This window comes from Dyadobacter koreensis (assembly GCF_900108855.1).
Lineage (GTDB): Bacteria > Bacteroidota > Bacteroidia > Cytophagales > Spirosomataceae > Dyadobacter > Dyadobacter koreensis.
The window spans coordinates 177,703-202,277 of sequence record NZ_FNXY01000004.1 but is presented as its reverse complement, the minus strand read 5'-3'; the positions used below and the strand labels follow the sequence as shown (position 1 = coordinate 202,277).

Sequence of the window (24,575 nt, the reverse complement as noted above, 5' to 3'; positions counted from 1 at the left end):
TCATCTGTCTCCAGATGTCGGTGGGAGCCCTATGTTTTATTTTTTCCATCTAATAAAACCATTCAAATTTATGAATCAACCGCGACAATTACAATTGTACGCATCGCTGTACAGTATTATGAAGATATCTCTGGCGCAATTACTCCTGGCCATTGTCTTTGCGACGGTATCATTTGCGCATGATATCAGTGCACAGGAGCTGCTCAACAAAAATATTACCATTCAAATAGAAAATGTCGACCTTAAAAACGCTTTAAATAAAATTGAAGAGTTAGCGAAGGTCAAGTTTGTTTATAGCAAGGAATCTATTCAGGCAAACAGACCTGTTTCGGTATCTGCAACCAATCAACATTTATCGGGTACACTCGATGCTCTTTTTAAGCCGCTTAATATCTCGTACCGGGTTGTATCCGGAAGAATTTTGTTACAAAATGAAAATGGAAAAACGATCAGTTCGACACTCGACAAAACTGTAAAAGGAAAAATAACAGACGAAACGGGCCAGGGCCTTCCTGGTGTAAGCGTCGTTTTGAAAGGTACTTCAACAGGTACCGTGTCCAATGAGACGGGCGATTATACAATCAGTACGCCTGACGGAGGTGGGACGCTTATCTTTTCCTTTTTGGGATATATTTCTCAGGAAGTTGCAGTGGGTACCCGTACTGCTGTGGATGTTAAACTTGAAGTTGATTCAAAATCTCTTTCGGAAGTTGTAGTCGTTGGTTACGGCAGCCAGTTAAAAAAGGAGGTAACAGGATCTGTACAGACAGTGGGATCCGCTGATATTAAAGATTTACCTGTTACTCAGGTTACTCAAAAATTACAGGGACGTCTTGCAGGTGTGCAGATAAATCAGGCAACTGGTAAACCTGGCCAGGGCATGTCCGTCCGTATCCGTGGACAGGTATCTGTTTCGGCGGGTAGCGATCCGTTGTATGTGATTGACGGATTTCCTATCACCGGAAATATCGGTGCTTTAAACCCGGATGAAATCGACGAGATTACCATCCTTAAAGATGCAGCCTCAACTTCTCTCTACGGGTCCCGCGCTGCAAATGGCGTTGTTTTGATCACGACTAAAAAAGGAAAACCAGGCGAAACGAGTGTAAGCCTTAACGCCTACTACGGCTTCCAAAAGGTTCCTCAACGCGGACGTGTAAAGATGCTTAACGCAGAAGAATTCGCCCAATTTAAAAAAGAGTATTATGAGGATATGAATCAAACGGTTCCAGCGGAATTCAGAAATCCATCTGATTACGCCGGCAAGAATAACGATTGGTACGATGCGCTGTTAAGAACTGCTCCGATCCAAAGTTATAACCTTACTCTTAGCTCAAACAAGGAGAACCTTAAAACTTCGTTGGTTGCCGGTATTCTAAATCAGGACGGTGTTGTTATCAATAACAATTATAAGCGTTATTCCCTTCGGATGAATACGGAGTATGATGTTAACAAATATGTAAAACTTGGTTTCAATATCGCTCCGCAATATGTCTATGATAATACACCGAGAACCGATGGAGACAGAGGAACCGGAATTCTTTTCAATGCGCTGCATACCTGGCCCGTAATGCCAATTCGCGACGCCAATGGTGAATTGACGAAGTTTAATAACTTCCCTGGAAGCACCGGTAACATCTTTGACTATCCAAACTGGGTACGTGCTGCCAATGAACTTACCAATGAAAACAGAAATACGAAATTATTGGGTAACACATATTTAGTAGTTAATCCGGTCAAAGGACTTACGCTCAAAACTACACTTAATATTGAGTACGAAAACAATAAATTTTTCTACTTCAATCCATCCACGGCAACCAGCCAGATTAACGTTCCGATTCCTACGACCGCAGCTACAACGCGTCAGAGTTTGATAAACAGCGGCTGGCTGAACGAAAACCTTGCGACCTATACAAGGAGCTTTGGAGAACATAATTTTGAATTGTTAGCAGGTTTTACCCAACAACGTTATCGCCAGGAATATGAAAGAATCCAGGCAAATACTTATGCGGATGACCGCCTGCCAACCATCCAGGGCGCACTTAACATCGACCGTGGCGGGACATTTAATGCCATAAATGAGTGGTCGCTTACTTCTTACCTTTCCCGTCTGTCGTATAACTTTAAAGGGAAATACCTGTTTACCGCTTCCATCAGAGCTGATGGTTCGTCACGTTTTGGCTCTGATAATCTCTGGGGTACTTTCCCGGCTGTTTCAGCAGGATGGGTTCTTTCGGACGAGTCATTTCTTGAACCTGTACGGCAAATTTCCTTTGCTAAAATCCGTGCAAGTTACGGACTCATCGGTAATAACAACATTGGTAATTACACGCAGTACGCCTTGGTTAACAATACGACTAACGCGGTGTTTGGCTCTAACGTAGCAACCGGCGCAGCTGTGACTTCACTTGCAAACAGAAATCTAAGCTGGGAAACGACCAAACAGTTTGACATTGGACTTGATCTTGGATTGTTCAATGACCGCATCCAGTTTGTTTACGATTATTATAACAAGCGTACTACAAACCTTCTGTATGCCGTACAAATTCCGCAGGAAGCCGGCTTCGGAAGTTTCTTCGATAACATTGGAGAAATCAAATTATGGGGACATGAAGTCTCACTTACAACGCGTAATCTGGATGGACAGTTGAAGTGGAAAACCAACGCAAATATTTCTTTTAACCGCAATAAGGTTATGGAACTGGCACCGGGCATTGACCGGGTATATGGCTCCTTCCACATTACACAAGTTGGTCAGCCATTCGGTCAGTTTTATGGTTTGGTGAAAGAAGGTTTCTACATGAGCAAAGAAGAATTGGCGACTTCGCCAGTCGCTCCGGGGCAGTCTGCAATTGGAACAATCAAATATAAAGACGTAAACGGAGACGGTAAAATCACTTATGGTGGTGATCAGGACGACCGGACCATTATTGGTAACCCATTCCCGAAATTCACTTACGGTCTGACTAACGAATTCAGTTACAAAAACTGGGATTTATCGATATCTGGTTCAGGCTCTTATGGCAATCAGCTTTGGGTGAGACATCTTTACAGTACTGCCAATCTTGATGGAGTATTCAATATGGTGGCTGGCGTTAAAGATCGTTTCCGTGTTAAAAATGGCCCTATTGATCCTGCAACAAACCAGAGCTATGCCGAAACAGTTATTACGCCTGGCAAAGGTATGTTTGGAGCAACAAACAACGGAGGTACCTATACCGGTATTGAACGTGACTGGAACAGTTCACACTTCCTGGCAGATGCATCCTTCTTCTCTGTCAAAAATGTAACCCTTGGCTATGAAATCGGAAAAGTTGGTAAAGTATTCAAATCTGCCAGAATTTATGGTTCTGTTCAGAACGTCTACATTTTCACTAAATACTGGGGCGGACCTAATCCGGAAACGAGCGGCAACGGGGCTGGTGATGGCGATGGCGGGAACCTAAGTCAGGGAGTAGACTTTTCCAACTATCCGGTACCGCGTACCTGGACATTGGGGGTAAACCTAAACTTTTAACCTGCATTAGCATTCAAATTCTATCTTAAAGTAAAATAAGACATGAAAGCAAAATATATAACGGCCTGGCTTCTGGCAATGAGCCTTACCGGCTGCCAGGAAAATTTCCTTACTGTGGTTCCGGAAACCCAACTTAGTTCGGCAACCTTCTTTGTAACTGAGTCCGATTTCCAACAAGCTGTGAACGGAGCTTACGTGCCTCTTCGCAGCATCTATAATGGTCCTGCCTGGGTCTTGGAAGAGATGCATTCAGACAACTCTTACTATGCACGTAATACGTTATACGGCGCCGTTGATGCTACTGAAAACGTTGCCAACTTTGCCGTGCCAACGGCGAATGGAGTAACAGCCAACGGTAACGTCTTGAATCAGTACCGTTTGAATTACCAGATCATTGCTCGTGCCAATCAAGTACTTTCTTCAATCGACGCAGTCGAATTTTCCGCAGATTCAAAGAATAACCTGAAAGGGCAGGCTTTGTTTTTAAGAGCTCTTGCGTATTTTGATCTGGTACGACTTTTCGGAAAAGTGCCCCTGCATTTAGAACCCGTAAAGGGCAGAGAGGATGCAGCCTTGCCTTTATCAACAACAGAGCAACTATATGCTCAGATAGAAAAAGACGCGCTGGAAGCAAGTAAGCTGCTTTTAAATAAAGCAAAACAAGAACCGGGACGCGCTACTTCAGGTGCGGCAAAAACGTTACTGGCAAACCTTTATTTAACGCAAAAGAAATGGGCGCAGGTTCAGGCCTTAATGGAGGATGTAGTGAAAAACGACGGATATAGTTTGATGCCGGATTATGATAATGCGTTTTCATTCACGGCGACGAACAAAAATAACGCAGAGTCCGTTTTCGAGGTTCAATACAGAGAAGGTTCAGACGGGTATAACGGAGGTGTGATTTACAGCTTTATTCCTTCACCCATTACCATTGAAGAATTAAAACCGATTACAGGGACCACCAACACGCAGCCTACGTCTCAGGAAAGTAACAACATTCCGACTCCGGATATCATTGCTGCTTTCGAAACAGGGGATAAACGGAAAGATGTGAACATCGGTTACGTGACATTAAGTGGAAGTCTGGCGGAAAATAAAACGTATCCTTACATTAAAAAATATGCCAGGATACATACGCAGCATGGTAATACCGGGCAAAACTGGCCTGTCTATCGTTATGCAGAAGTTTTGCTTTTTCTGGCAGAATCTCTCAATGAGCAAAATAAACCAGCCGAAGCCGCGACTTATCTGAATCAGGTTCGGGCGCGTGCTGGTTTGTCGGCAACAACAGCCTCGTCTCAGGCAACAATGCGAGAAGCCATTTTTAAAGAAAGGCGGGTTGAACTTGCGTTTGAAAATAAACGATGGTTCGATTTGACCCGTACAGGTCGGGTGAAGGAGATCATTGAACCTTATGGAGCACGTATTAAGGCAAATCCGGCAGCTTACTATTTTCCGAAAGGTTCTGCGGCTCCGAGTAATGCGTTCACGATTCTTGATGACTATTATGGTTTACCAGCCGACGAAGCTGCACTTACGCCTCATTTCTAGATCATTAGACGCGAAAAATTATCTTAAATATTAACTAATATAAAAAGTGTAGTAAGTACTTTCTTACTACACTTTTTATATTAGTTATATCTATAAAAAACTCTATACTATTTTAACTTTTTATACTTTTTATATTTATAAAACTATATAAATTTATACACCTTATCATTCAAATAAAAAATACCGTACTGTCAATAAGCAGTTAGAATTTGCTTAAATTTTAACATTACCCGACAGAACAGGATGGTGAGATCAGAGATTCCTTTTATAATTGCAAAATCAGATTTTTCTAAGTTTTAATTTGCTTTATTTAAGTCCTAATTCTGAGCCAATTCTTATTCATCATATTTTAAAATTTACAATTACTTAAACTCTGAGCTGTAAAATGTACACAAAAAAACAATGGTCCAGACTTCCAATGACGCTTGCGGTACTCATCGCCGTGGCTGTTTTTTGCGGAGTTCTGGTAAGTAATCGATCTGCTAAATCCAGACCGCCGGGATCCAAAGTCGACAAATTAAAACTGGCTGATGGCTTTGTTGCGGAACATTTGTTTAGCCCTTCGGAAGAACAGAACGGCTCCTGGGTCTCGATGGCCTTTGACGATAAAGGCAGACTCATTGCATCCGATCAATACGGCAGCTTGTTCCGCGTTGCTTTGCCTCCGATCGGCTCTACCGAAAAGCCGAAAATCGAAGCTCTCAAAATAGAAGGTGATACTTCAAAGATAGCAATGGGCTTTGCACATGGATTGTTGTATGCGTTCAATAGTTTGTATGTGGTGATAAACAATCGTGAAAACGCTAAATTCCAAAAAGCGAGCGGACTTTACCGGTTGCAGGATACAAACAACAATGATCAGTATGACAAAATCACGCTGCTGAAAGCAATGAAAGGAGAAGGAGAGCATGGGCCGCACAGCGTCCAGCTTTCGCCGGATAAAAAATCTCTTTATGTTGTAGCGGGAAATCATACGGATCTGCCTGAGATGGACTCTTACCGCCTTCCAAAAAACTGGACAAATGATAATCTTTTTCCTTTTATCAAGGATCCCAGAGGTCACGCGAATGACCGGATGGCACCAGGCGGATGGATAGCGCATACAGATCCGGAAGGAAAAAACTGGGAGCTGGTCAGTGCCGGTTTCAGGAATCCGTTCGACATCGCATTTAATGAAGCAGGCGACATGTTCACATACGACTCTGACATGGAGTGGGATTTTGGAACACCATGGTACAGACCTACACGCGTATGCCACGCCACCAGCGCGAGTGAGTTTGGATGGAGAACTGGGGACGCGAAGTGGGCACCTTCATTTCCTGATAACGTTGCTCCGGTAATGAATATCGGCCAGGGATCTCCAACAAATCTTATCTATCTTAAGGATGCTCTTTTTCCAGAAAAATATAAAAATACTCTTTTAGCTTTCGACTGGAGTTTTGGTATTATGCACGGACTTCACCTGAAACCATCCGGTGCTACCTACACGGCGGATCATGAAGAGTTTCTTTCCGGCTCACCGCTACCTTTGACCGACGGGGTGATCGGACCTGACGGAGCGCTCTATTTCCTTACAGGCGGCCGCCGTCTTGAATCAGATCTTTACCGTGTGTACTACAAAGACTACAAAAGTCTTAAAGCGGGATCCAATGTAGCCTCGGTAACCTTAACACCAGAACATAAACTTCGGACGGATTTGGAACAATACCACCTTGGCGTAAACCCGAAGGCTGTAAATGCAGCATGGCCTAATCTTGCCCATGCTGACAGGTCTGTAAGCTACGCAGCACGTTTGGCTGTAGAGCATCAGCCCGTTGCTGAATGGAAAGACAAAGCGCTTAATGAAAAAAATCCTGATACGAAAATTTATGCACTTCTGGCATTGGCACGTCAGGGCGACAAGAGTATCAAAGAGCCTTTGCTGAAAGCACTTACTTCGATAGACTTAAAAAAACTTTCGGAATCCAGACAGCGGGATTTGCTCCGTACGTTTGAAGTTACGTTTTTCCGTTATGGTGTACTTGAAGGGCCAATAAAAACTCAGGTGACCAACTATCTCAGCCCACATTATCCGTCAACTTCTGCGTTGAGCAACCGTCTTTACAGTAAGCTGCTTGTTTTCCTTGAAGCTCCCGGAGCAGTTGAAAGAACCTTGACATTACTTACAAAAAACGAGTTTTTCGACGACAAGGATAATGAAACTGCCACGGCTTCTTCGGATCTGATTCTTCGTAATCCTCAATATGGTCTTGACATTGCAGGGATGCTTGAAAAAATGCCGCCAAAACAGCAGACCTTTTATGCATTCGTTTTGAGTACTGCAAAAACGGGATGGACTCCGCAGCTGCGGGACACTTATTTCAAATGGTATGACAAAGCATTCAGTTATCAGGGAGGAAGAAGTTATATTGGGTTTATTGAAAAAGCGAGACAGTTTGCGCTGGCAAATGTTCCAAAAGATAAACTGGCATATTACAATAAGTTATCCGGGGCTGAAAAACTTACGTTAAACGGTAACGATCTGGCAATCGACTACACGCCCAAGGGTCCCGGACGTAGCTGGAAAGTTGATAATGCTGTAAGCCTTGTTCAGGATAGTTTGGCCGGGGCTGATTTCGAAACCGGAAAAAAAATATTCTCCGCAGTACTTTGCAGCAGATGTCACACGATGCAGGGCGAGGGAAGCGACATCGGACCCGATCTGACTCAGCTGGGAAACAGGTTTACTACCCGCGATGTTCTTGAAGCTATCATTACTCCGGACAAAGCGATTTCTGATCAGTATGCATCGACAATTTACACGCTGAAAAGCGGTGAATCTGTGCTTGGAAGAGAAATGAATCAGGATGCGAATTTCTATTACATTGCACAAAATCCGTTTGATCAGAAGACAATTCGTAAGGTGGCCAAAAAGGAGGTTGCTTCAACGAAAATTTCACCTGTGTCAATTATGCTGCCAGGATTGATAAATGGTTTGAATCCAAAAGAACTAAGAGATCTGATTGCATATCTGGAATCAGGCGGCAGCAAGAATAGTCCAATTTACAAAGAAGGAACCACACAAAAAGGTGGAAAATAATAATACATTTCAAATGTATTATTTAAACAAAAAGTAATAATCATATAGCCGGAATTGCATTAAAATTTGGGATTGTATAGTAGAATTGTACACCGCCCGAGTTTTATGCAATTCAGGCTTATTTTTTTTATTTCATGAAGATCACAAAATATCTGTTTTCTCTTTTAACTTACACACTTGCTCTGTGTTTAGTATCGATTGCCGGTCAGGCAGGTGTAGTGCCAAGGAAGGTTTATAAAGTGCTGATTATCGACGGACAAAACAACCATAGAAATATGGCTGATGGAACTTCGATGATGAAGAAATTTCTCGAAGAGACCGGCATGTTCATAGCCGATGTCGCTACAACTCCTAAAAAAGGTGAAAATATGGAAAGTTTCAAACCGGACTTTACTAAATACGATGTTGTCCTGTCAAATTATAACGGCGACTCATGGCCGGAAGCTACTAACATCGCTTTTGAAAAATTTGTAAAAAACGGTGGCGGACTTGTCGTTGTACATGCTGCTGATAATTCTTTTCCTAAATGGCTTGCATATAATAAAATGATCGGCATCGGTGGCTGGGAAGGCAGAAATGAAAAATCTGGTCCGTATCTGTATTTTGACCAGTCGAAAGGAAAAATGGTAAAAGATACGACAAAAGGTATTGGTGGCAGTCATGGTCACCAACATGAATTTGTCGTCACAACAAGAGACGCAAGCCATCCGATCATGAAAGGCTTACCGGCTGAATGGTTACACCAGAAAGACGAACTATATGACCGATTGAGAGGACCGGCAGAAAACGTCACCGTCTTGGCAACGGCTTACAGTCCGGTTGAACAACGAGGTTCCGGAAGAATTGAACCAATGCTGATGACTTTACAATATGGAAAGGGCAGAATTTTTCACACAACACTTGGTCATGAAAACTATTCGCAGAAATGTGTAGGTTTCATTACCACATTGCAGCGCGGCACTGAGTGGGTGGCTTCCGGGAAAGTTACGCAGCCAGTACCGAAAGATTTTCCAACCGCAACCAAAGGAAGCGCAAGGCCTTGATTTTGAGAATAATTAATCACAATTATACCATTTAAATGAAACGTACCTCCAACAGACGTACCGCACTTAAAAATATCGTGGCCGGGGCAGGAGCTTTGAGCCTGCCATTGTCCATAACCAATGTCATGGCCGCTTCCGAAAAAGCATTAGGGACAAAATTGAATGGAAAAATCAACCATTCGGTTTGTCGGTGGTGTTACAGCAAAATCCCATTGGAGACGCTTGCTGTGGAAGCTAAAAAAATCGGATTGACTTCCATTGAGCTTTGCGGTCCGGAAGAATGGCCTGTTTTGAAGCAACACGGACTTACCTGTGCACTTCCCTGGGGTGAAGGACTGACGCGGAGTCTGGATAAAGGTTTTAATGATCCAAAAAATCATGAGGAACTGATCAAAGGGTTTACTGATATCATACCGAGAGTGCAGGCTGCCGGTTATGATAAAATAATCTGTTTTTCAGGAAACAGACGCGGAATGAGCGACGTGGATGGAATGATGAATTGCGCCATCGGGTTACGTAAACTGATGCCTCTTGCAGAAAAACACAACGTGACGCTGGTGATGGAATTGCTTAACAGCAAGGTGAACCACAAAGACTATATGTGTGATCATACAGCATGGGGAGCAGGATTATGTGAGATGGTGGGTTCTGAAAAATTCAAATTGCTTTATGATATCTACCACATGCAGATCATGGAGGGAGATGTTATTGCGACTATAAAAAAATATCACAAGTACATCGCCCACTACCATACAGGGGGCGTTCCGGGAAGGAATGAGATCGACGAAACACAGGAGCTGTATTATCCGGCTATTATGAAAGCTATTGCAGAGACAGGTTATAAAGGTTTTGTAGGACAGGAATTTGTGCCGAGCCGAAAAGATGATATCGCATCGCTTAAACAAGGTGTGACTATTTGTGATATTGCATAACCGACTACCTTACATTATCTATGAAATCAACTACGAACAGACGTTCAGCACTGAAAAAACTGGTTGCAGGGGCAGGCCTTTCCACGTTGCCACTTACGGTAAGCCAGGTTTTTGCAGCTTCCGATAATGCACTTGGAGCAGAACTCAAGGGGAAAATAAACCATTCCGTTTGTAAGTGGTGTTATTCCAAAATCCCTCTTGAAACGTTTGCACAGGAGTGTCAAAAAATTGGATTGAAATCAATTGAGCTGCTCGGACCGGAGGAGTGGCCGATCTTGAAAAAATATGGTCTGACTTGTGCCTTACCCAATGGCGCTGGAATGGGTATTGAAAAAGGGTTCAACGATCCCGCAAATCATGACGCATTAGTAAAAAGCTACGAAGAAATTTTTCCAAAACTTCAAGCTGCCGGTTACACAACAGTCATATGTTTTTCAGGAAATCGTCGCGGAATGTCGGATGTGGATGGTATGCGTAATTGCGCTGAAGGATTAAGAAGACTTATGCCGTCTGCCGAAAAACACAATGTGACGATGATCATGGAATTGTTAAACAGCAAAGTTAATCACAAGGATTACATGTGTGACCGGACGGAGTGGGGTGCCGGACTTTGTGAAATGATCGGTTCCGAAAAATTTAAATTACTTTACGACATTTACCATATGCAAATCATGGAAGGTGACGTAATCGCGACGATCAGAAAATATCACAAGTATATCGGACACTACCATACCGGCGGCGTGCCCGGCCGGAATGAAATTGATGAAACACAGGAGTTATATTATCCTGCGATTATGAAAGCAATTGTTGAAACGGGCTATAAAGGCTTCGTTGCACAGGAATTTATTCCGAGCCGTAAAGATGACATTGCTTCCTTAAGACAAGGTGTAACTATTTGCGACATAGCATAACAGTCAGGCAATAAAATATTGAACCCCGTCATGGCGCAATCGCGACAGACGGGGCTCTTCTTTTCAACTTACATCCATTAATCCAGATTATCTTCCTCCGTTACAGGTTTTATTTTTCTGCGTTTTTCTGCCCATAGATATAGTGGCGGCAATAATATTGGAGCAAAAATTAAAGTACTTGTCAATCCTCCGATAATTACGGTCGATAACGGCCGTTGCACATCTGATCCAATTCCCGATGAAATTGCGGCCGGCACCAAACCAATAATCGCTACTACAAGAATTGATAACAATGCTCTCAGCTGCTCAGTTGCCGCAGACAAAACGTTAGTTCTTAGGTCATTTGCTGTGTTTAAAATGGCACGGTTTAAAGCTGAAACCAGGAGAACGCCGGCCATCACAGAAATTCCAAAAATACTCACAAATCCAACGCCGGCAGAAACATTAAAGTAGTATCCACGCATGAGCAAGGCAACAATACCCCCGCCGAGTGCGAAAAGTATACAGCTCATAGTTACCATAGTATGTGATAAATTTTTGAAAAGCATGAAAAGGAACAGAAATACCATCACAATGGTCAGTGGAATGGTGAATGCCAACTGTTTTCCGGCACGTTCAAGATTTTCATACTGACCTCCGTAAATTATACTATAACCTTTCGGCACGTGCACCTTTGCATCCAGTTTCTTCTGCAGTTCAGCCACAAATCCACCCTGATCCCGGCCACGGATATTTGTTCTGACCGTAACCATTCGTTTGCTGCCGTAACGGTAAATATTAGTCTGACCTTCTATAAAGTGAATATCCGCCAATTGGTTCATCGGTATAAGAGCTCCCGTTAACGAAGGAATTTGCAGGTTCTTTATCGCATCGATTGAGTTTCGGTATTCGGGGAGGAAACGGACAACAATATCGTAGCGTTTCGTTCCGTCATACAGCGTTGAAATGGTTTTCCCTCCAATTGCCGCCTCAATCATATTCTGAATATCGGCCACGTTGATCCCGAACCGTGCAGCATTTTGACGATTAATATTAATTGCCAGCTGATCTTGCGGACCTTCCTGTTCGATATTTACGTTTTCTGCACCAGATGTCTGTTTCACGATCGCAGCGATGCTATCCGCTTTTTGGCGCATCATTGTGAGGTCATCGCCAACAATGGATATAGCCAGGTCGGCGGCGCTTCCCGTGACAATTTCCATAACCTGGTCAATAATCGGCTGTCCGGATGAAAATGCCACAGATGGCAATTGCGCCTGCAAATCTTTTTTGATCTTATCAACCAGCTCTTTCTTAGTGATCGTCTTTGCCCATAGATCGTAATCCTTCAACCCAATCAGAATTTCATTTCTGTTTGCAGGAAATGGATCCGTCCCATCATCGTTCCTGCCAGACTGTGTAATTACAAATGATATCTGGGGATATTTTGCAATGATACTTCTGATCTTTGGCGCATAACTCGCATTTTCCTGAATAGTAATACCGGCCGGAAAATTCCCCCTTAAAAAGATAGATCCCTCATCAAGTGTTGGCAAAAATTCTGAGCCTAGTTTGGCTCCGCATAAAACCAGAACCATTACTACTGCAAAACCGGCGACAACTGTCGATTTGTAATGTATCAAAAATCTAGTGACTGTTTTTGCGTACAATCTGGTAAGGCCATCAAGAATAAAATTCTTGTGTTCCTTCATTGGCTTGTCTGGATTGGCTATTTGTTTCCTGTAAGCGAAAGAAATTAACACCGGTATAAAAGTTAACGCCGATAACATGGAGCCAATTACAGCAAAAGCAAGCGTCAAAGCCATGGGTGAGAATAATTTTCCTTCAACGCGGGTCATCAGCAAAATTGGCATGTAAGCTAAAATGATGATGGTAACTGAGAAAAAAATCTCACGTCCAACTTCCTGAGCAGCAAGCAGTGTGATCTTGACAATGCCTTGCTGTTTCTCCTCAACTGTTGCCGTTCGGTATTTCCGTATCAGATGTTCCGCCATCACGCAGGCGCCATCGACTATGATACCGAAATCAATCGCTCCAAGAGAAAGAAGGTTCGCCGGAATACCTGTCAGCCGCATTAAAATGAAAGCAAACAATAAAGAAAATGGTATGGTAAGTGCGACCACAAGTGCACTTCTCACACTTCCCAGAAAGAAAATCAAGAGAATGATTACAATTGAAATTCCTTCAAAAAGCGTATGTGCAACCGTTTCAAGAGAATGATCAATAAGGAAACTTCTATCGTAGAGCGGGCGTAATCTGACTCCTTCCGGCAATTCGCTGCCTTGTAAATCAGCCATGCGTTGTTTCAAAACTTTCAGTACTTCGCTTGGGTTTTCATACCGACGAAGCAAGATAATTCCTTCAACACCACCGCAGACATCGACACTATCTTTTGTAATGGTATAGCCCATTACTCCGCTTGGAGGCGGCGGCGTGATTTCAACGGTGGCAACGTCACGAAGAAATACAGGAACGCCGTTTTGGGACTTCAAGACAATATTCTGAATATCAGTTTCTGTTTTGATTGCTCCTAATCCACGAACTGCAAAACCTTGTCCGCCACGGGAAATTATATTGCCCCCTGTATTCTGGTTATTGGCATTGACAGCATCCATGACATTCTGCAATGACAACCCATATTTCACCAACTTTTGAGGAGAGGTGAGAATATGGAATTGTTTCAAAGGACCTCCAAAGGTTGTAACATCAGCGATACCAGGCACTTGCAAAAGAGCGGGTTTTATTACCCAATCCTGTAAATCACGTAATTGGGTTGGGCTGAAAGTTGGTGGTGCCTCAACAACATAACGAAGGATTTCACCGACAGCAGTGGATAGGGGGGCCAATTCCGGCGCGACACCCGCAGGCAATTCGGCAGCCGCCACTCTTTCCAAAACCTGTTGTCTTGCAAAATAATCGTCCGTTCCATCTTTGAAAGTAAGCTGGACTACCGAAAGTCCAAAAATCGTACGGCTTCTGCGGTCCAAAACGTTTGGCGTATTTTGCAGTGCCCGTTCAATGGGTACAGTAACTTGTTGCTCAACTTCCTCCGCTGCACGGCCTGGATATTGGGCAATCACGATGACGTTAGTATCAGCAATATCCGGATAGGCTTCTATTTTGAGCTGGGTAAAACACCAGTATCCGATGCCCATCAATACAAAACTGATGGAAATAACCACCCATCTGTTTCGCAAACTAAAAAAAAGCAAGTTCTTAATCATCTAATTCCACTTGTCTACTTGATGTGTAATAATAAATCCGCTTTTGACTTCCTTACGCAGGACCGTTAAAGCTGACTTGACATGTTCTTCTTCATCAATGAACGTAATAAGGATCGGTGTTTCATCGAAACTGAATAAGTCATAAGGCCGGTTCAGATGTTTGCTTTCATCATATCCCAGCCTTCCAATGAATACAGTCGCACCTCTGATTTTTTGTTTCATGAGCAGTTGCATGATGTATTCGTAGAGCGGCTGTTCGCGGAAAAACTGATCTTTTCCGATAAATATTTGTGCTTGTAACATAATTTCGGGGGTAGGGTACTAATAGCCGAACGAGAGTCCTTTCAACTGCATTACGCCTTTAATTGCAACAGAATCTCCGTTATTCAGACCTGAAAAAACGATTATCCTATCTCCAACCTGGTTGCCGATGTTCACATCTTTACGTTGAAAAACCTTCGCTCCATTTTTCACAAATACATAATTCTTACCTTGTATCGTGATCAAGGCATCCTTGTCAACGCTTATGTTTTGTCCTTCGCTGACACCGAAGCCAACAGTCCCGAACATTCCGGCTTTCAATTTTCCATCTGTATTATTGATGCTGACCCGAAGTTTTACCATTCTTGTCGTTGGGTCTACCATATCAGCGACATCATCAATTTTCCCGATAAACTTTTCGTTGGGGAAGGCTGTAAACTGTACGGTGCACTGGCTGCCGTTTTTTATTTTACTGATATCGTTTTCAGGAATGTCACAGGTGATATAAGCCGTTCCGGCCTTTGCCTTCCGAAGCATTTCTGCCTGAAATCCACCTTCTTTAAGCTTGGTTTCATGTTCTATTAATGCTGCGCGTTCATTCGAAAGATTGGTTTGCTCCATTGACATTGCTGTCTGCGCGTCCATAAGATCCTTACCTGTTGCGGCTCCGTGCTGCTGTAAATCCTGCACCCGGCTAAGTTCTATTTTCCGTTGTTTGATGTTGACATTCTGAATCTGATTAATTGTAATCAGATGTTGAATCAACTGGGTATAACTACCGGCCAGATCAGGATTTTGAAATAAAACAATATTTTGTGATGCGCCCTCATTTGACTTTACGACTGTCGCTGAAACTGTTGCGGGAGCGGATATATCGGCAGTCAGAGCGCTGCTGCCAATAGTTTCTGTTTCAAAAAACCTGGCACTTCCTGCTTCCGGAAAATCAATTTTCGCACCGTTTTCTGAAATTTTTGGTTCATTATTTTCAACCTTGGTCGTTTTCTCTTCTTTTTTCTCACACGAGATAAGCAGTACTCCTAAAAGCCAGCCATACTTAATTAAATTCTTCATGATCTTATTGGGCGATTTGATTAATGATTCCGGACGCATACAGGAGTTTGATGTAGCTCTGGCGGTATAGTTGCAAGGTTTCGTAGTACTGTTGTTGGGTATCAAGCCAGCTTCTCTGAGCTTCTAAAAAATCAATAATCGTAGTCCCACCACGCAGATATGAATATTTGACATTATTCAAAATCGTTTGTGACTGAGCAAGTAGGCCGTTGAAATTTTGAAGGTTCTGTTTTTGCGTGACATAACTGCTGTAAGCCGTTGAAATTTCACTTTGAATCAATGATTGCGTTGCAACTAAATCCTGCTCAGCCTGCTGTTTCAAGACATGTGATTTCTTAATTTCGCCCTGATTTCTTGAGAAAACAGGAATCGCAATGGTTCCGTAAACGCCCATATAAGGCACGCCATTTTGCGGGTTAAGAATGGCACCAAGCTCGGGAACAGGAAGCGCAAGTGATTTTTGAAGTTTGATATTAGCATTCGCCACGTCAATTGTAGACTTCAATGTTTGGATATCACTTCTTGATTGTAAAGCTTGTTGGAGCAAATCATCTGCATTTGCGGGAAATGCAAACTGAAAATTATCAGTCGTATCGACAGCAACATCATCCTGAACACCGATCAAATATTTCAAATTAGTGATTTCATTCTTATAGTTTTGATCGGCCGATTTCATCTGAACACTGTACTGATTTGCCAGAAGCTCGGTCCTTGCCAGATCCGTAGTCGTGATCACCTGATTTTTCAAACGGAGTTTATTGATATTCACCAAGGTATCAATGTTACTTTTGGCGATGTTCAATATATCAAGCTGTTTACGTGCAAACCAGACATCCAGCCATTTACTTGCGACATCCTGAAATAAATTCCGTTCAGTTTCTGTGTAAGCTTTTTGATTGAGAATTACATTTTGATTTGCGTAGTCAATCTTGTTTTTCCGCAACTCAGGCATCTGAAAAGGCTTCGTAACCTGCCACCAGACCTGGCGGTTCAAGTGATTGGACCAGTTCGAATTCTCCGGGAATTTGGTTGCTTTAATCAGCTGCAATGACTGATTATTCAGAACAGGATTAGGGCGTAAAGAGGCCGTAACTATATCTGTTTCAGCAACATTTACATTAAACTGTTCCCTTTTTAAAATCGGGTTATTTGTTTTTGCCGCTTGCAGCGCCTGCTGCAAACTATACTTTGTCTGGGCGGAAGCCTTTCCAAAAATGCAAAACGTCGTAACGATGGCGGTGATTATTATTATTTTAAAATGCATTGCCTTCTTATTAATCTAAGATGATAGCAAAGGTGCACTTAGTATATAAGAAGTATCGTTAGAGAACTCATAGAAAAAAATTAGAAAAAAATTAGAGACCCGAAAAGGGCGCCAGCAGCGTAGGAGAGTAGTGAGAGAAAGCTGATCAGCGTTATACTTAGATCAAAGGTGGGGGAGAGTAATGGTAAAAGTGGTGCCTTTTCCAATATCTGATTTTACATCAATAGTGCCTTGGTGAAGAGAGATAATCTTTTGCGTGAGGGAGAGGCCAACGCCATTGCCATCAGCAAATTTTTTATTATCTCCGCGAAAAAATGGAGTAAAAATTAATTTTAAATCATTTTTTGATATACCAATTCCGTTATCAGAAAATAGTAAATTAATTTTATCATTTTTAAAATTAATTCTAACAAACATCCTCGGTTCTTCCGAGAACTTCCCTCCGTTCTCCAGCAAATTTGCAAATGCCACATTTAATAAGTACTCATTCCCCACTACGGAAATTTCATTATCCATGTCAAACTCATTTTCGTAGTGTATGTCAATCAGATAGTTAGGGTTTTCCTTTTGTACTTTTTGCCTGGCATCAAGTAAGACCTCATCTATCCTAACCTCCTTAAATCCTATTTCCTGCGGGTCGTAACTTGCCTTTGCAAAATCCAGCAGACTGTCAGAAAGTTTAGATAAACGGCGAGCGTCAATCAATGTATTACGGATGACTTTTTTATATTCTTCTACACTCCGATCCTTATACGTCGATAGCTCCAACTCAGTAATCAGCACAGCCAAAGGCGTTCTTACCTCATGAGAAATGTTTGAAACGAACTGCTTTTGCGCGTCAAAAGAGTTTTCCAAACGGTCCAGCATCCGGTTAAAGGTGTCGGCCAGTTCGGAAACTTCATCTTTGCCCTCGGCTTGTTTCAATCGCAGATCAAGATTAGATGCCGTGATACTTTTCACCTTGTTCACAATTTCTGTCATCGGCAGCAACGCCCGCTTCGAGAAAAATCTTCCGGCGGCATAAATTAAAACGATTGAACAGATAAAAACACTCCAGATGGTCTGGCTCAGATGTCGCAATTTACTATATCCGTATTGATCATAAGCCGAAGCAGTAAGCACATACTGCCTGCCTTCGTAAGGAAATAAAAGACCAACTACCTGCCAGTCTCCCTGATAAAAACGAATAAATTTCTTCGTATTTATAAGGGAGATCATCTGCTTTGTTTCTTTTACCTCGTCAATGTCAACCGCATCGTGATACAGTAAGTTGAATGATGTATCATAAATCGCGACCTGTACTTCATTAATTGTTTCGCTGTTATTTTTATAAATCGTCTGTAAGGTTCTGGCGTCTACCTTTGCCTCAAAAAACAAATTAGCCTTCGTAACCGTCTCCTGGTGAAGTCGCTTGAAGAACTCATCTTCACGGCTCTGATAGGCAGAATAGTATACCAAACCTGCAAAAACTAAAAGAATAGTTGCAGTTAAAATGGTAAATAGTATACTTAATTTATTCCTTATTTTCATCTTCTAATTCGTGTGTAATACTTTGGATTTCCATTGAGAATCCTCCCGCTCTACAATCAGCAATCCCTCGCCAGTGCCATCCAAACTGCAGATTAAATCACCATTTCTTTGCCAGAAAGAACTTTTTCCACCCGACGCAAAACCATACGAATCCCCTCCAAAATTAGACATTAACACATTCATAGAGAATGTTTTAGCATATTTCGCCAGATCAGTTAATCCCTGAGCAATTCCATTTGGCGTGTAAAAAATACTGGCAATGTAAAGTGTGCTGTGAGCCAAAGCAGCTCTCGCAGGATGAGCCGGATTTGTTATGTCGGCACAGATTGCAGTTGAAACTATTTCGGTCCCCACCTCGACAACCAGATCATTTACTTCTCCCGGAACGAACGCTATTTCTTCTCCATCATGAAGATACTGTTTGGTATATATTGTTTCTGTCTTGTTTGGTTCAAGAATGAACATTCCAATATGCAAACCTGATTTGAGAAGGATAGGAGCTCCCGCCAAAATAACGATGTTCCTTTCATTCGCCAATTTTCGAAGTTGATCTAATCTTTTATCGTTCTCCAAAAAGGCAAGATCAGCGGCCAGCTCGCGCTCGTACCCAGTCAAAGACATCTCCGGGAACACAACCAGTTGAGCTCCATGATCCGCTGCAAGATTTACTAACCTATAATGATCGGCCAGATTTTGAGAAATGTTTTGTTTTGCCGGAATGGTTTGTGCAGCAGCAATAATCATGGTTCAATTAAGTTCTCCGTGTCTAAGTATGAAGCCCATACCGGCTTTGGTGTGGATCAATTTTTGTTCAAAATTCTTGTCAACTTTTTTTCTGAGATAATTTATATAGACATCGATAAAATTGGTTCCCGTATCAAAATGAGTATCCCAAACCTTATCGGCAATTTCCGTTCTTGACAATACGCGCTCACTATTCTGCATCATGTATTCCAACAACTTGAATTCCTTAGGAGTCAGAACAATCTCAATGCCCGAACGTTTTACAATTTTTGTCTGATCATTCAGTTCAAGGTCTGCATATTTCAAAATATAATCCTGACGTTTGGAATTAACAGCGCTACGTTTCGTCAATGCGCGTAGTCTAACATGGAGTTCCCGAAAGTCAAATGGCTTAACGAGATAGTCATCGGCACCTGCGTCAAACGCTTCAACTTTGTCATTCGTCGTTCCAAGTGCAGTTAACATAAGAATGGGTATATCAGGTTTAACAGCGCGAACTTCTTTGCACAAATCAATACCATTAATATTTGGAAGAATTATGTCCATGATAATCAGATCATAATCATTTTGCAAAGCAAGGTACTTACCAGTTAAACCATCGAAGGCAAGGGTAGTTGCGTAGCCATTTTCTTCCAATCCTTGTTTAACCAGAACTGCAAGTCTTTCTTCATCTTCAATAACCAGGATATTCATTCGAAGCACTTGATAACTTTCCGCTAAATTACAATCATTTCTTCTTAAAAAGCAGCTTAACCCTCCAAATTCACGCGTTGAGAAACTTTTCGTTCAATATTTGATTTCAAACCTCAAAAAATATCACCTCTGAAATCACTTTCAAATATTTCATTTCCAACATATTACACATTATATTACCGTTTTCAATAGCGCTTAGGTTTTGATGAATAATGTATGCTGAACTACTGATCGGTTCAGACAAATGTCGAAGCCAATGTCCGCATAATTTTAGACAGATAATTGTTGTATAATTTATATTATGTTAAATAGATTATCTGACAAAAAAGAAGATACTATTTAAATAGTATCTTCTTTTCCTTATTGGTATTACTTTTTATTCTTCTGTACAAGCAACCTGTTTTCCAGCAAATTGTTCAAGAACGTTATTAACTGTTGCAAGGTTTTCCTTTGCTTCAGCTTCGTCTTTTACCTGGATTGCTTTTTCGAAATATGGTTTCGCTTTTTTGAAACGTCCGCAAACACGGCCTTCAACTTCTTTGCCTTTTGCCTGGTAGTCAGTCATGCTCATGTTGTCCACTTCACGTTTCAGCTCAACAGCTTCGTTGAAGTAAAAAACGCCAAGATTATACAACGCATCGTAGTTTGCTGCATCGATTTCCAAAACTTTCTTATATGCGGTAATCGCTTCGTTGTTAGCAGTTGTCTTTTTTGCTTTCAAATCAGCAAGTTCTTTTTCAAGAGCCGCATTGTCGTTTCCTTTGGAAGCTTCTTCCGCTGCTTTGATCTCACCCTGAATTGCAACGATTGCATCAGTTGATTCTTTTTTCTTAGCAGTTACATCAGCCAACTGACGTTTCAAATCAGGTTTCGGCGCTTTTTTGATCAAGCCGCTGATACGTTTGATTTCTCCGTCGTAAATTTCAATCTTTCCTTTTTCTGCTTCAAGCTTTTTAGTCAAATCAGCTGTCTTGCTAGCTCCACCACCGATTTTACCCTGAATTTCTTTAATCTTTGTACCCAATTTGGTGTTCATGTTATCATAAAGAATACCAAGGTTTACGATATTCTGAACGTTTGTAGGATCAGATTTCGTAAGGTTAGTTAATTCAGCAATCGCCTGATCTTCTTTACCAGAAGCTAATAAAATATTAACAACCTCAGATTTAAGGTCTTTGTTATTTGGAGAACGCTCCAGACCTTTATTCAAAGTTGCTACAGCTTTATCAAAATTGTTTTCTGCACGGTATAGCTGAGCGAGTCCGTAGAATACGCTAGGATCTTTTCCGCCGTTTTCAGCATATTTTTCGAACTGTGTTTTCGCTTCTTCTTTTTTGTCAATCTGCTGAGCAGCAATACCGCCATACAAACTTGCCAATGTATCTTTCGCGTTAACCTGCTGCGCCATCTGGAACATTTCCAAAGCACCTGCAAGATTTTTGTTTTGATATTTTTCTGCTCCCTGTCTTACAAAAGCGTTAAACAAAGAAGGATCTTCGCCGGTTAAAAACTTCTGAGCATCTTTTGCTTTCTTAGGATCAAGTTCAGCAGCTTTTTTATATGATTCAAAAGCAGTCTTGGCAGCACTTGAATCCAATTCAGAACTTTGTGACGCTATGGAAGAATATGTGGTTGCCCGATCCATCCAAAAACTTGCTTTTGCACTCGCTTTGGGATCCGATACCCCTTTATCGCTTTTTTCTTTATCCTTACGGAGTTGATCTACCATAGCCTTGTTAACAGCATCCTGCGAAAAAGCAGAAAAGCTAATAAGGCCAAGTGCAGAAACAAAAAACATTTTTTTCATAGATCTCGATTGGTTGTGAATGAACATTACTAAATACAAATATTAATAATTACGCTGATTATTACAAAAATCATGCCTCTGGCGCGTCAGAATCGTCGTTTTCAACATCTTCGTCTTCATCATCCTCACTTTCGATTGCATCAGCAATTTCATCTTCTATGACTTCTGCGTCATCGCCTTTAATGATCAGCGAGTCAGTTGCTTCGTTGATGATCACGTTTCCGTCTTCGTCAAATTCTTCTGCTTTTTCATCCGGATCTTTCAGGATTCGGGTTACCGAAGTAATTTCATCAGAATTGTTCAAGCGGATCAGTTTAACACCTTGTGTGTTACGACCGGCCTGGCGAATATCCAGAACGCTCATACGAATAGCGATGCCGTTTCTGGTGATGATCATTAAATCATCCTGCTCCGTCACTTCACGAATGGCAACAAGTTTTCCGACTTTATCCGTCGCATTCATCGTAGAAACCCCTTTTCCTCCACGATTTGTCACACGGTAACTATCAATTAATGAACGTTTACCAAATCCATTTTCAGAAACTACCAGCAGTTGAGCATCTTCACGGTTAATACAAACCATACCGATCACTTTGTTTGCCGGATCGTTAAGATTTATACCGCGAACACCGGCAGCCGTTCTTCCCATTGGCCTCACTCCTTTCTCGTTGAAGCGAACCGCGCGTCCTGCACTTGAAGCTATGACTATATCGTTGTCTCCATTTGTCAAAGCAACATCTAACAGACGGTCACCTTCATTAATCGAGATCGCAATGATACCGTTCGTACGTGGACGAGAGTATGCTTCCAGCAAAGTTTTCTTGATCGTTCCTTGCTCGGTACACATAATGAGGTAATTATTGTTGATATAATCCTCATTTGTCAAAGTGCGAACGTTTATTACGGAACGGATCGAATCACCGTTTTCGAGACTGATTAAATTCTGGATCGGCCGTCCCTTCGAAGTTTTGCTTCCTTCCGGCACTTCATATACTTTCATCCAGAACAACTTACCATATTCGGTAAAGATGAGCAGATAATTAAGCATCGTCGCTGAGAACAAATGCTCAGTAAAGTCGGTGTCCTTGGTTTTCACTCCGCGCGAACCTACCCCACCCCTTGTCTGCGTGCGATACTCAGCCAACGGGGTACGTTTAATATAACCTTCATGAGAAATGGTAATAAGCATTTCTTCATCAGGAATCATATCCTCGTCGCTGAATTCTTCTGCGGCAAATTCAATCTGCGTACGACGCTCGTCACCGTAACGGTCTTTGATATCTCCAAGCTCAGTCTTAATTATATCATACTTGCGGTATTCGTTTGCAAGAATATCTTTTAAGTCAGCGATCACAAGCATGATCTCATCATATTCCTTAACAATTTTGTCTCTTTCAAGACCTGTCAACCTTTGCAGACGAAGTTCAAGAATCGCTTTTGCCTGAATCTCGCTCAGCGCAAAGTTCTCCATCAAACCATTTTTCGCAATCTCAGGATCACGTGCACTGCGGATCAACGCAATTACTGCATCAAGGTTATCAAGAGCGATAATCAAACCTTGTAAAATATGCGCTCTTTTTTCTGCTTCGCGTAATTCGTATTCCGTACGTCGTGTGATAACGATGATACGGTGATCGATAAAATGCTTGATCAGATCTTTCAGGTTCAACATCACCGGACGGCCTTTAACGAGCGCCACGTTGTTTACACTGAATGAAGATTGAAGCGGAGTATATTTATATAAGTGATTAAGAACGATATTTGGAATCGCATCTTTTTTCAGATCAAAAACGATACGCATCCCGTCTCTATCTGACTCATCACGGATATCCGAAATACCATCCAGTTTTTTATTATTGATCAAACCTGCAATTCCTTCAATCATGGCCGCTTTATTAGTCATGTAAGGAATTTCGGTCACAATTATTTGTTCACGTCCTGTTTTTGTAACATCAAAAGATGCTTTCGCGCGAACAATAATTCGTCCGCGGCCAGTTTCCATTGCCGCACGAACACCCTGATAACCGTAGATGATACCACCTGTCGGAAAATCCGGCGCTTTAACGTGTTGCATCAATTCTGGAATCGTAATATCATTATTATCGATATACGCCATTACGCCATCCACAACTTCGGACAAGTTGTGCGGCGCCATATTGGTGGCCATACCAACGGCAATACCTGAGGAACCGTTTACAAGTAAGTTTGGGAATTTAGCAGGAAGAACTGTCGGTTCCTCGAGCGAATCATCAAAGTTAGGCTGAAAGTCAACTGTGTCCTTACCCAGATCATTTAACAACTCATCGGCCAGACGTTTAAGTCTCGCTTCTGTATAACGCATCGCTGCTGGTGAATCACCATCAACCGATCCAAAGTTTCCTTGTCCGTCCACCAGCATATAACGCAAAGACCATGGCTGAGCCATACGAACCATTGTGTTATATACCGAAGCATCACCGTGCGGGTGATACTTACCTAAAACCTCCCCTACTATACGAGCTGATTTTTTATGGGATTTATTATAGTTAACACCCAAATCAGACATACCATACAACACGCGTCTGTGCACCGGTTTCAAACCATCGCGAACGTCGGGTAAAGCGCGGGAAATAATAACTGACATCGAGTAATCGATGTATGCTCCTCGCATTTCATCCTCAATATTAATGGGGATAATGTTTTCACCTGAAGATTCTGCCATAAAGAATTAGAAAAGAATCAAAAATTTAAAATGAGAGATTGATTTTATACAAATACTCACTGGATTATTACAATGCCGTAACTACCAAAAAGTCAAATTTCGCTATTTTTAGGCATTCTAACAAACTTCTTGGAGCCTTATTACAGCAAGACTTTCTATCACCGTGATACTGCGGAATTTAGAATTACACGGGCACCTGAATTACCATTCTCATTTAATCATTTTGGTACTTATTAAAGGGCTATTT

At 41.9% G+C, this 24,575-nt stretch carries 15 protein-coding genes; 6 read left to right on the top strand and 9 right to left on the bottom strand.

What is annotated here, in order from left to right; genetic code table 11:
* Window positions 1–70 precede the first annotated feature (70 nt).
* The 6 genes from BMY70_RS13120 to BMY70_RS13095 all read left to right on the top strand — a co-directional run bounded on the left by BMY70_RS13120 (window position 71) and on the right by BMY70_RS13095 (window position 11,033).
* Window positions 71–3,517: a TonB-dependent receptor gene (locus BMY70_RS13120; RefSeq protein ID WP_229209598.1), complete on the top strand. Its 3,447-nt coding sequence runs from the start codon at window positions 71–73 to the stop codon at window positions 3,515–3,517.
* Window positions 3,518–3,559: 42 nt separating this feature from the next.
* Window positions 3,560–5,068: a RagB/SusD family nutrient uptake outer membrane protein gene (locus BMY70_RS13115; protein ID WP_090335657.1), complete on the top strand. Its 1,509-nt coding sequence runs from the start codon at window positions 3,560–3,562 to the stop codon at window positions 5,066–5,068.
* A 385-nt stretch (window positions 5,069–5,453) separates the two neighbouring features.
* Complete coding sequence (locus tag BMY70_RS13110) at window positions 5,454–8,147, top strand: PQQ-dependent sugar dehydrogenase (RefSeq protein ID WP_090335656.1); 2,694 nt, start codon at window positions 5,454–5,456, stop codon at window positions 8,145–8,147.
* A 134-nt stretch (window positions 8,148–8,281) separates the two neighbouring features.
* Window positions 8,282–9,190: a ThuA domain-containing protein gene (locus BMY70_RS13105; RefSeq protein ID WP_090335655.1), complete on the top strand. Its 909-nt coding sequence runs from the start codon at window positions 8,282–8,284 to the stop codon at window positions 9,188–9,190.
* Between the two features lie 35 nt (window positions 9,191–9,225).
* Window positions 9,226–10,122, top strand: coding sequence for a hydroxypyruvate isomerase family protein (locus tag BMY70_RS13100; protein WP_090335654.1), 897 nt, complete (start codon window positions 9,226–9,228; stop codon window positions 10,120–10,122).
* Window positions 10,123–10,142: 20 nt separating this feature from the next.
* On the top strand, window positions 10,143–11,033 hold the full coding sequence (locus BMY70_RS13095) for a hydroxypyruvate isomerase family protein (protein ID WP_090335653.1): 891 nt from the start codon (window positions 10,143–10,145) through the stop codon (window positions 11,031–11,033).
* A gap of 77 nt (window positions 11,034–11,110) precedes the next feature.
* On the opposite strand, the gene BMY70_RS13090 is transcribed toward BMY70_RS13095, so the two are convergent.
* From BMY70_RS13090 to gyrA, 9 genes are all read right to left on the bottom strand, one after another.
* Window positions 11,111–14,257 carry an efflux RND transporter permease subunit gene (locus BMY70_RS13090; RefSeq protein ID WP_090335652.1) on the bottom strand — a complete coding sequence of 1,049 codons (3,147 nt, stop codon included), beginning with the start codon at window positions 14,255–14,257 and terminating at the stop codon, window positions 11,111–11,113.
* Window positions 14,258–14,560: a DUF190 domain-containing protein gene (locus BMY70_RS13085; RefSeq protein WP_090335651.1), complete on the bottom strand. Its 303-nt coding sequence runs from the start codon at window positions 14,558–14,560 to the stop codon at window positions 14,258–14,260.
* A gap of 18 nt (window positions 14,561–14,578) precedes the next feature.
* On the bottom strand, window positions 14,579–15,589 hold the full coding sequence (locus BMY70_RS13080) for an efflux RND transporter periplasmic adaptor subunit (RefSeq protein ID WP_090336462.1): 1,011 nt from the start codon (window positions 15,587–15,589) through the stop codon (window positions 14,579–14,581).
* A 4-nt stretch (window positions 15,590–15,593) separates the two neighbouring features.
* Window positions 15,594–16,853 (bottom strand): TolC family protein, encoded by a 1,260-nt coding sequence (locus tag BMY70_RS13075; RefSeq protein ID WP_090335650.1) that lies wholly within the window; start codon window positions 16,851–16,853, stop codon window positions 15,594–15,596.
* 162 nt (window positions 16,854–17,015) lie between these two features.
* Window positions 17,016–18,383 carry a HAMP domain-containing sensor histidine kinase gene (locus tag BMY70_RS13070; protein ID WP_090335649.1) on the bottom strand — a complete coding sequence of 456 codons (1,368 nt, stop codon included), beginning with the start codon at window positions 18,381–18,383 and terminating at the stop codon, window positions 17,016–17,018.
* Between the two features lie 3 nt (window positions 18,384–18,386).
* On the bottom strand, window positions 18,387–19,127 hold the full coding sequence (locus BMY70_RS13065; protein ID WP_090335648.1) for a carbon-nitrogen hydrolase family protein: 741 nt from the start codon (window positions 19,125–19,127) through the stop codon (window positions 18,387–18,389).
* Between the two features lie 3 nt (window positions 19,128–19,130).
* Window positions 19,131–19,820 carry a response regulator transcription factor gene (locus tag BMY70_RS13060; protein WP_090335647.1) on the bottom strand — a complete coding sequence of 230 codons (690 nt, stop codon included), beginning with the start codon at window positions 19,818–19,820 and terminating at the stop codon, window positions 19,131–19,133.
* A 376-nt stretch (window positions 19,821–20,196) separates the two neighbouring features.
* Complete coding sequence (locus BMY70_RS13055) at window positions 20,197–21,627, bottom strand: tetratricopeptide repeat protein (protein ID WP_090335646.1); 1,431 nt, start codon at window positions 21,625–21,627, stop codon at window positions 20,197–20,199.
* Between the two features lie 70 nt (window positions 21,628–21,697).
* Window positions 21,698–24,328 (bottom strand): DNA gyrase subunit A, encoded by a 2,631-nt coding sequence (gene gyrA, locus BMY70_RS13050; protein ID WP_090335645.1) that lies wholly within the window; start codon window positions 24,326–24,328, stop codon window positions 21,698–21,700.
* Window positions 24,329–24,575: the final 247 nt, after the last annotated feature.

Coding starts and splice junctions, on each gene's coding strand:
- BMY70_RS13120 (WP_229209598.1), top strand. CDS start 71: ATGAATCAACCGCGACAATTACAATTGTACGCATCGCTGTACAGTATT.
- BMY70_RS13115 (WP_090335657.1), top strand. CDS start 3,560: ATGAAAGCAAAATATATAACGGCCTGGCTTCTGGCAATGAGCCTTACC.
- BMY70_RS13110 (WP_090335656.1), top strand. CDS start 5,454: ATGTACACAAAAAAACAATGGTCCAGACTTCCAATGACGCTTGCGGTA.
- BMY70_RS13105 (WP_090335655.1), top strand. CDS start 8,282: ATGAAGATCACAAAATATCTGTTTTCTCTTTTAACTTACACACTTGCT.
- BMY70_RS13100 (WP_090335654.1), top strand. CDS start 9,226: ATGAAACGTACCTCCAACAGACGTACCGCACTTAAAAATATCGTGGCC.
- BMY70_RS13095 (WP_090335653.1), top strand. CDS start 10,143: ATGAAATCAACTACGAACAGACGTTCAGCACTGAAAAAACTGGTTGCA.
- BMY70_RS13090 (WP_090335652.1), bottom strand. CDS start 14,257: ATGATTAAGAACTTGCTTTTTTTTAGTTTGCGAAACAGATGGGTGGTT.
- BMY70_RS13085 (WP_090335651.1), bottom strand. CDS start 14,560: ATGTTACAAGCACAAATATTTATCGGAAAAGATCAGTTTTTCCGCGAA.
- BMY70_RS13080 (WP_090336462.1), bottom strand. CDS start 15,589: ATGAAGAATTTAATTAAGTATGGCTGGCTTTTAGGAGTACTGCTTATC.
- BMY70_RS13075 (WP_090335650.1), bottom strand. CDS start 16,853: ATGCATTTTAAAATAATAATAATCACCGCCATCGTTACGACGTTTTGC.
- BMY70_RS13070 (WP_090335649.1), bottom strand. CDS start 18,383: ATGAAAATAAGGAATAAATTAAGTATACTATTTACCATTTTAACTGCA.
- BMY70_RS13065 (WP_090335648.1), bottom strand. CDS start 19,127: ATGATTATTGCTGCTGCACAAACCATTCCGGCAAAACAAAACATTTCT.
- BMY70_RS13060 (WP_090335647.1), bottom strand. CDS start 19,820: ATGAATATCCTGGTTATTGAAGATGAAGAAAGACTTGCAGTTCTGGTT.
- BMY70_RS13055 (WP_090335646.1), bottom strand. CDS start 21,627: ATGAAAAAAATGTTTTTTGTTTCTGCACTTGGCCTTATTAGCTTTTCT.
- gyrA (WP_090335645.1), bottom strand. CDS start 24,328: ATGGCAGAATCTTCAGGTGAAAACATTATCCCCATTAATATTGAGGAT.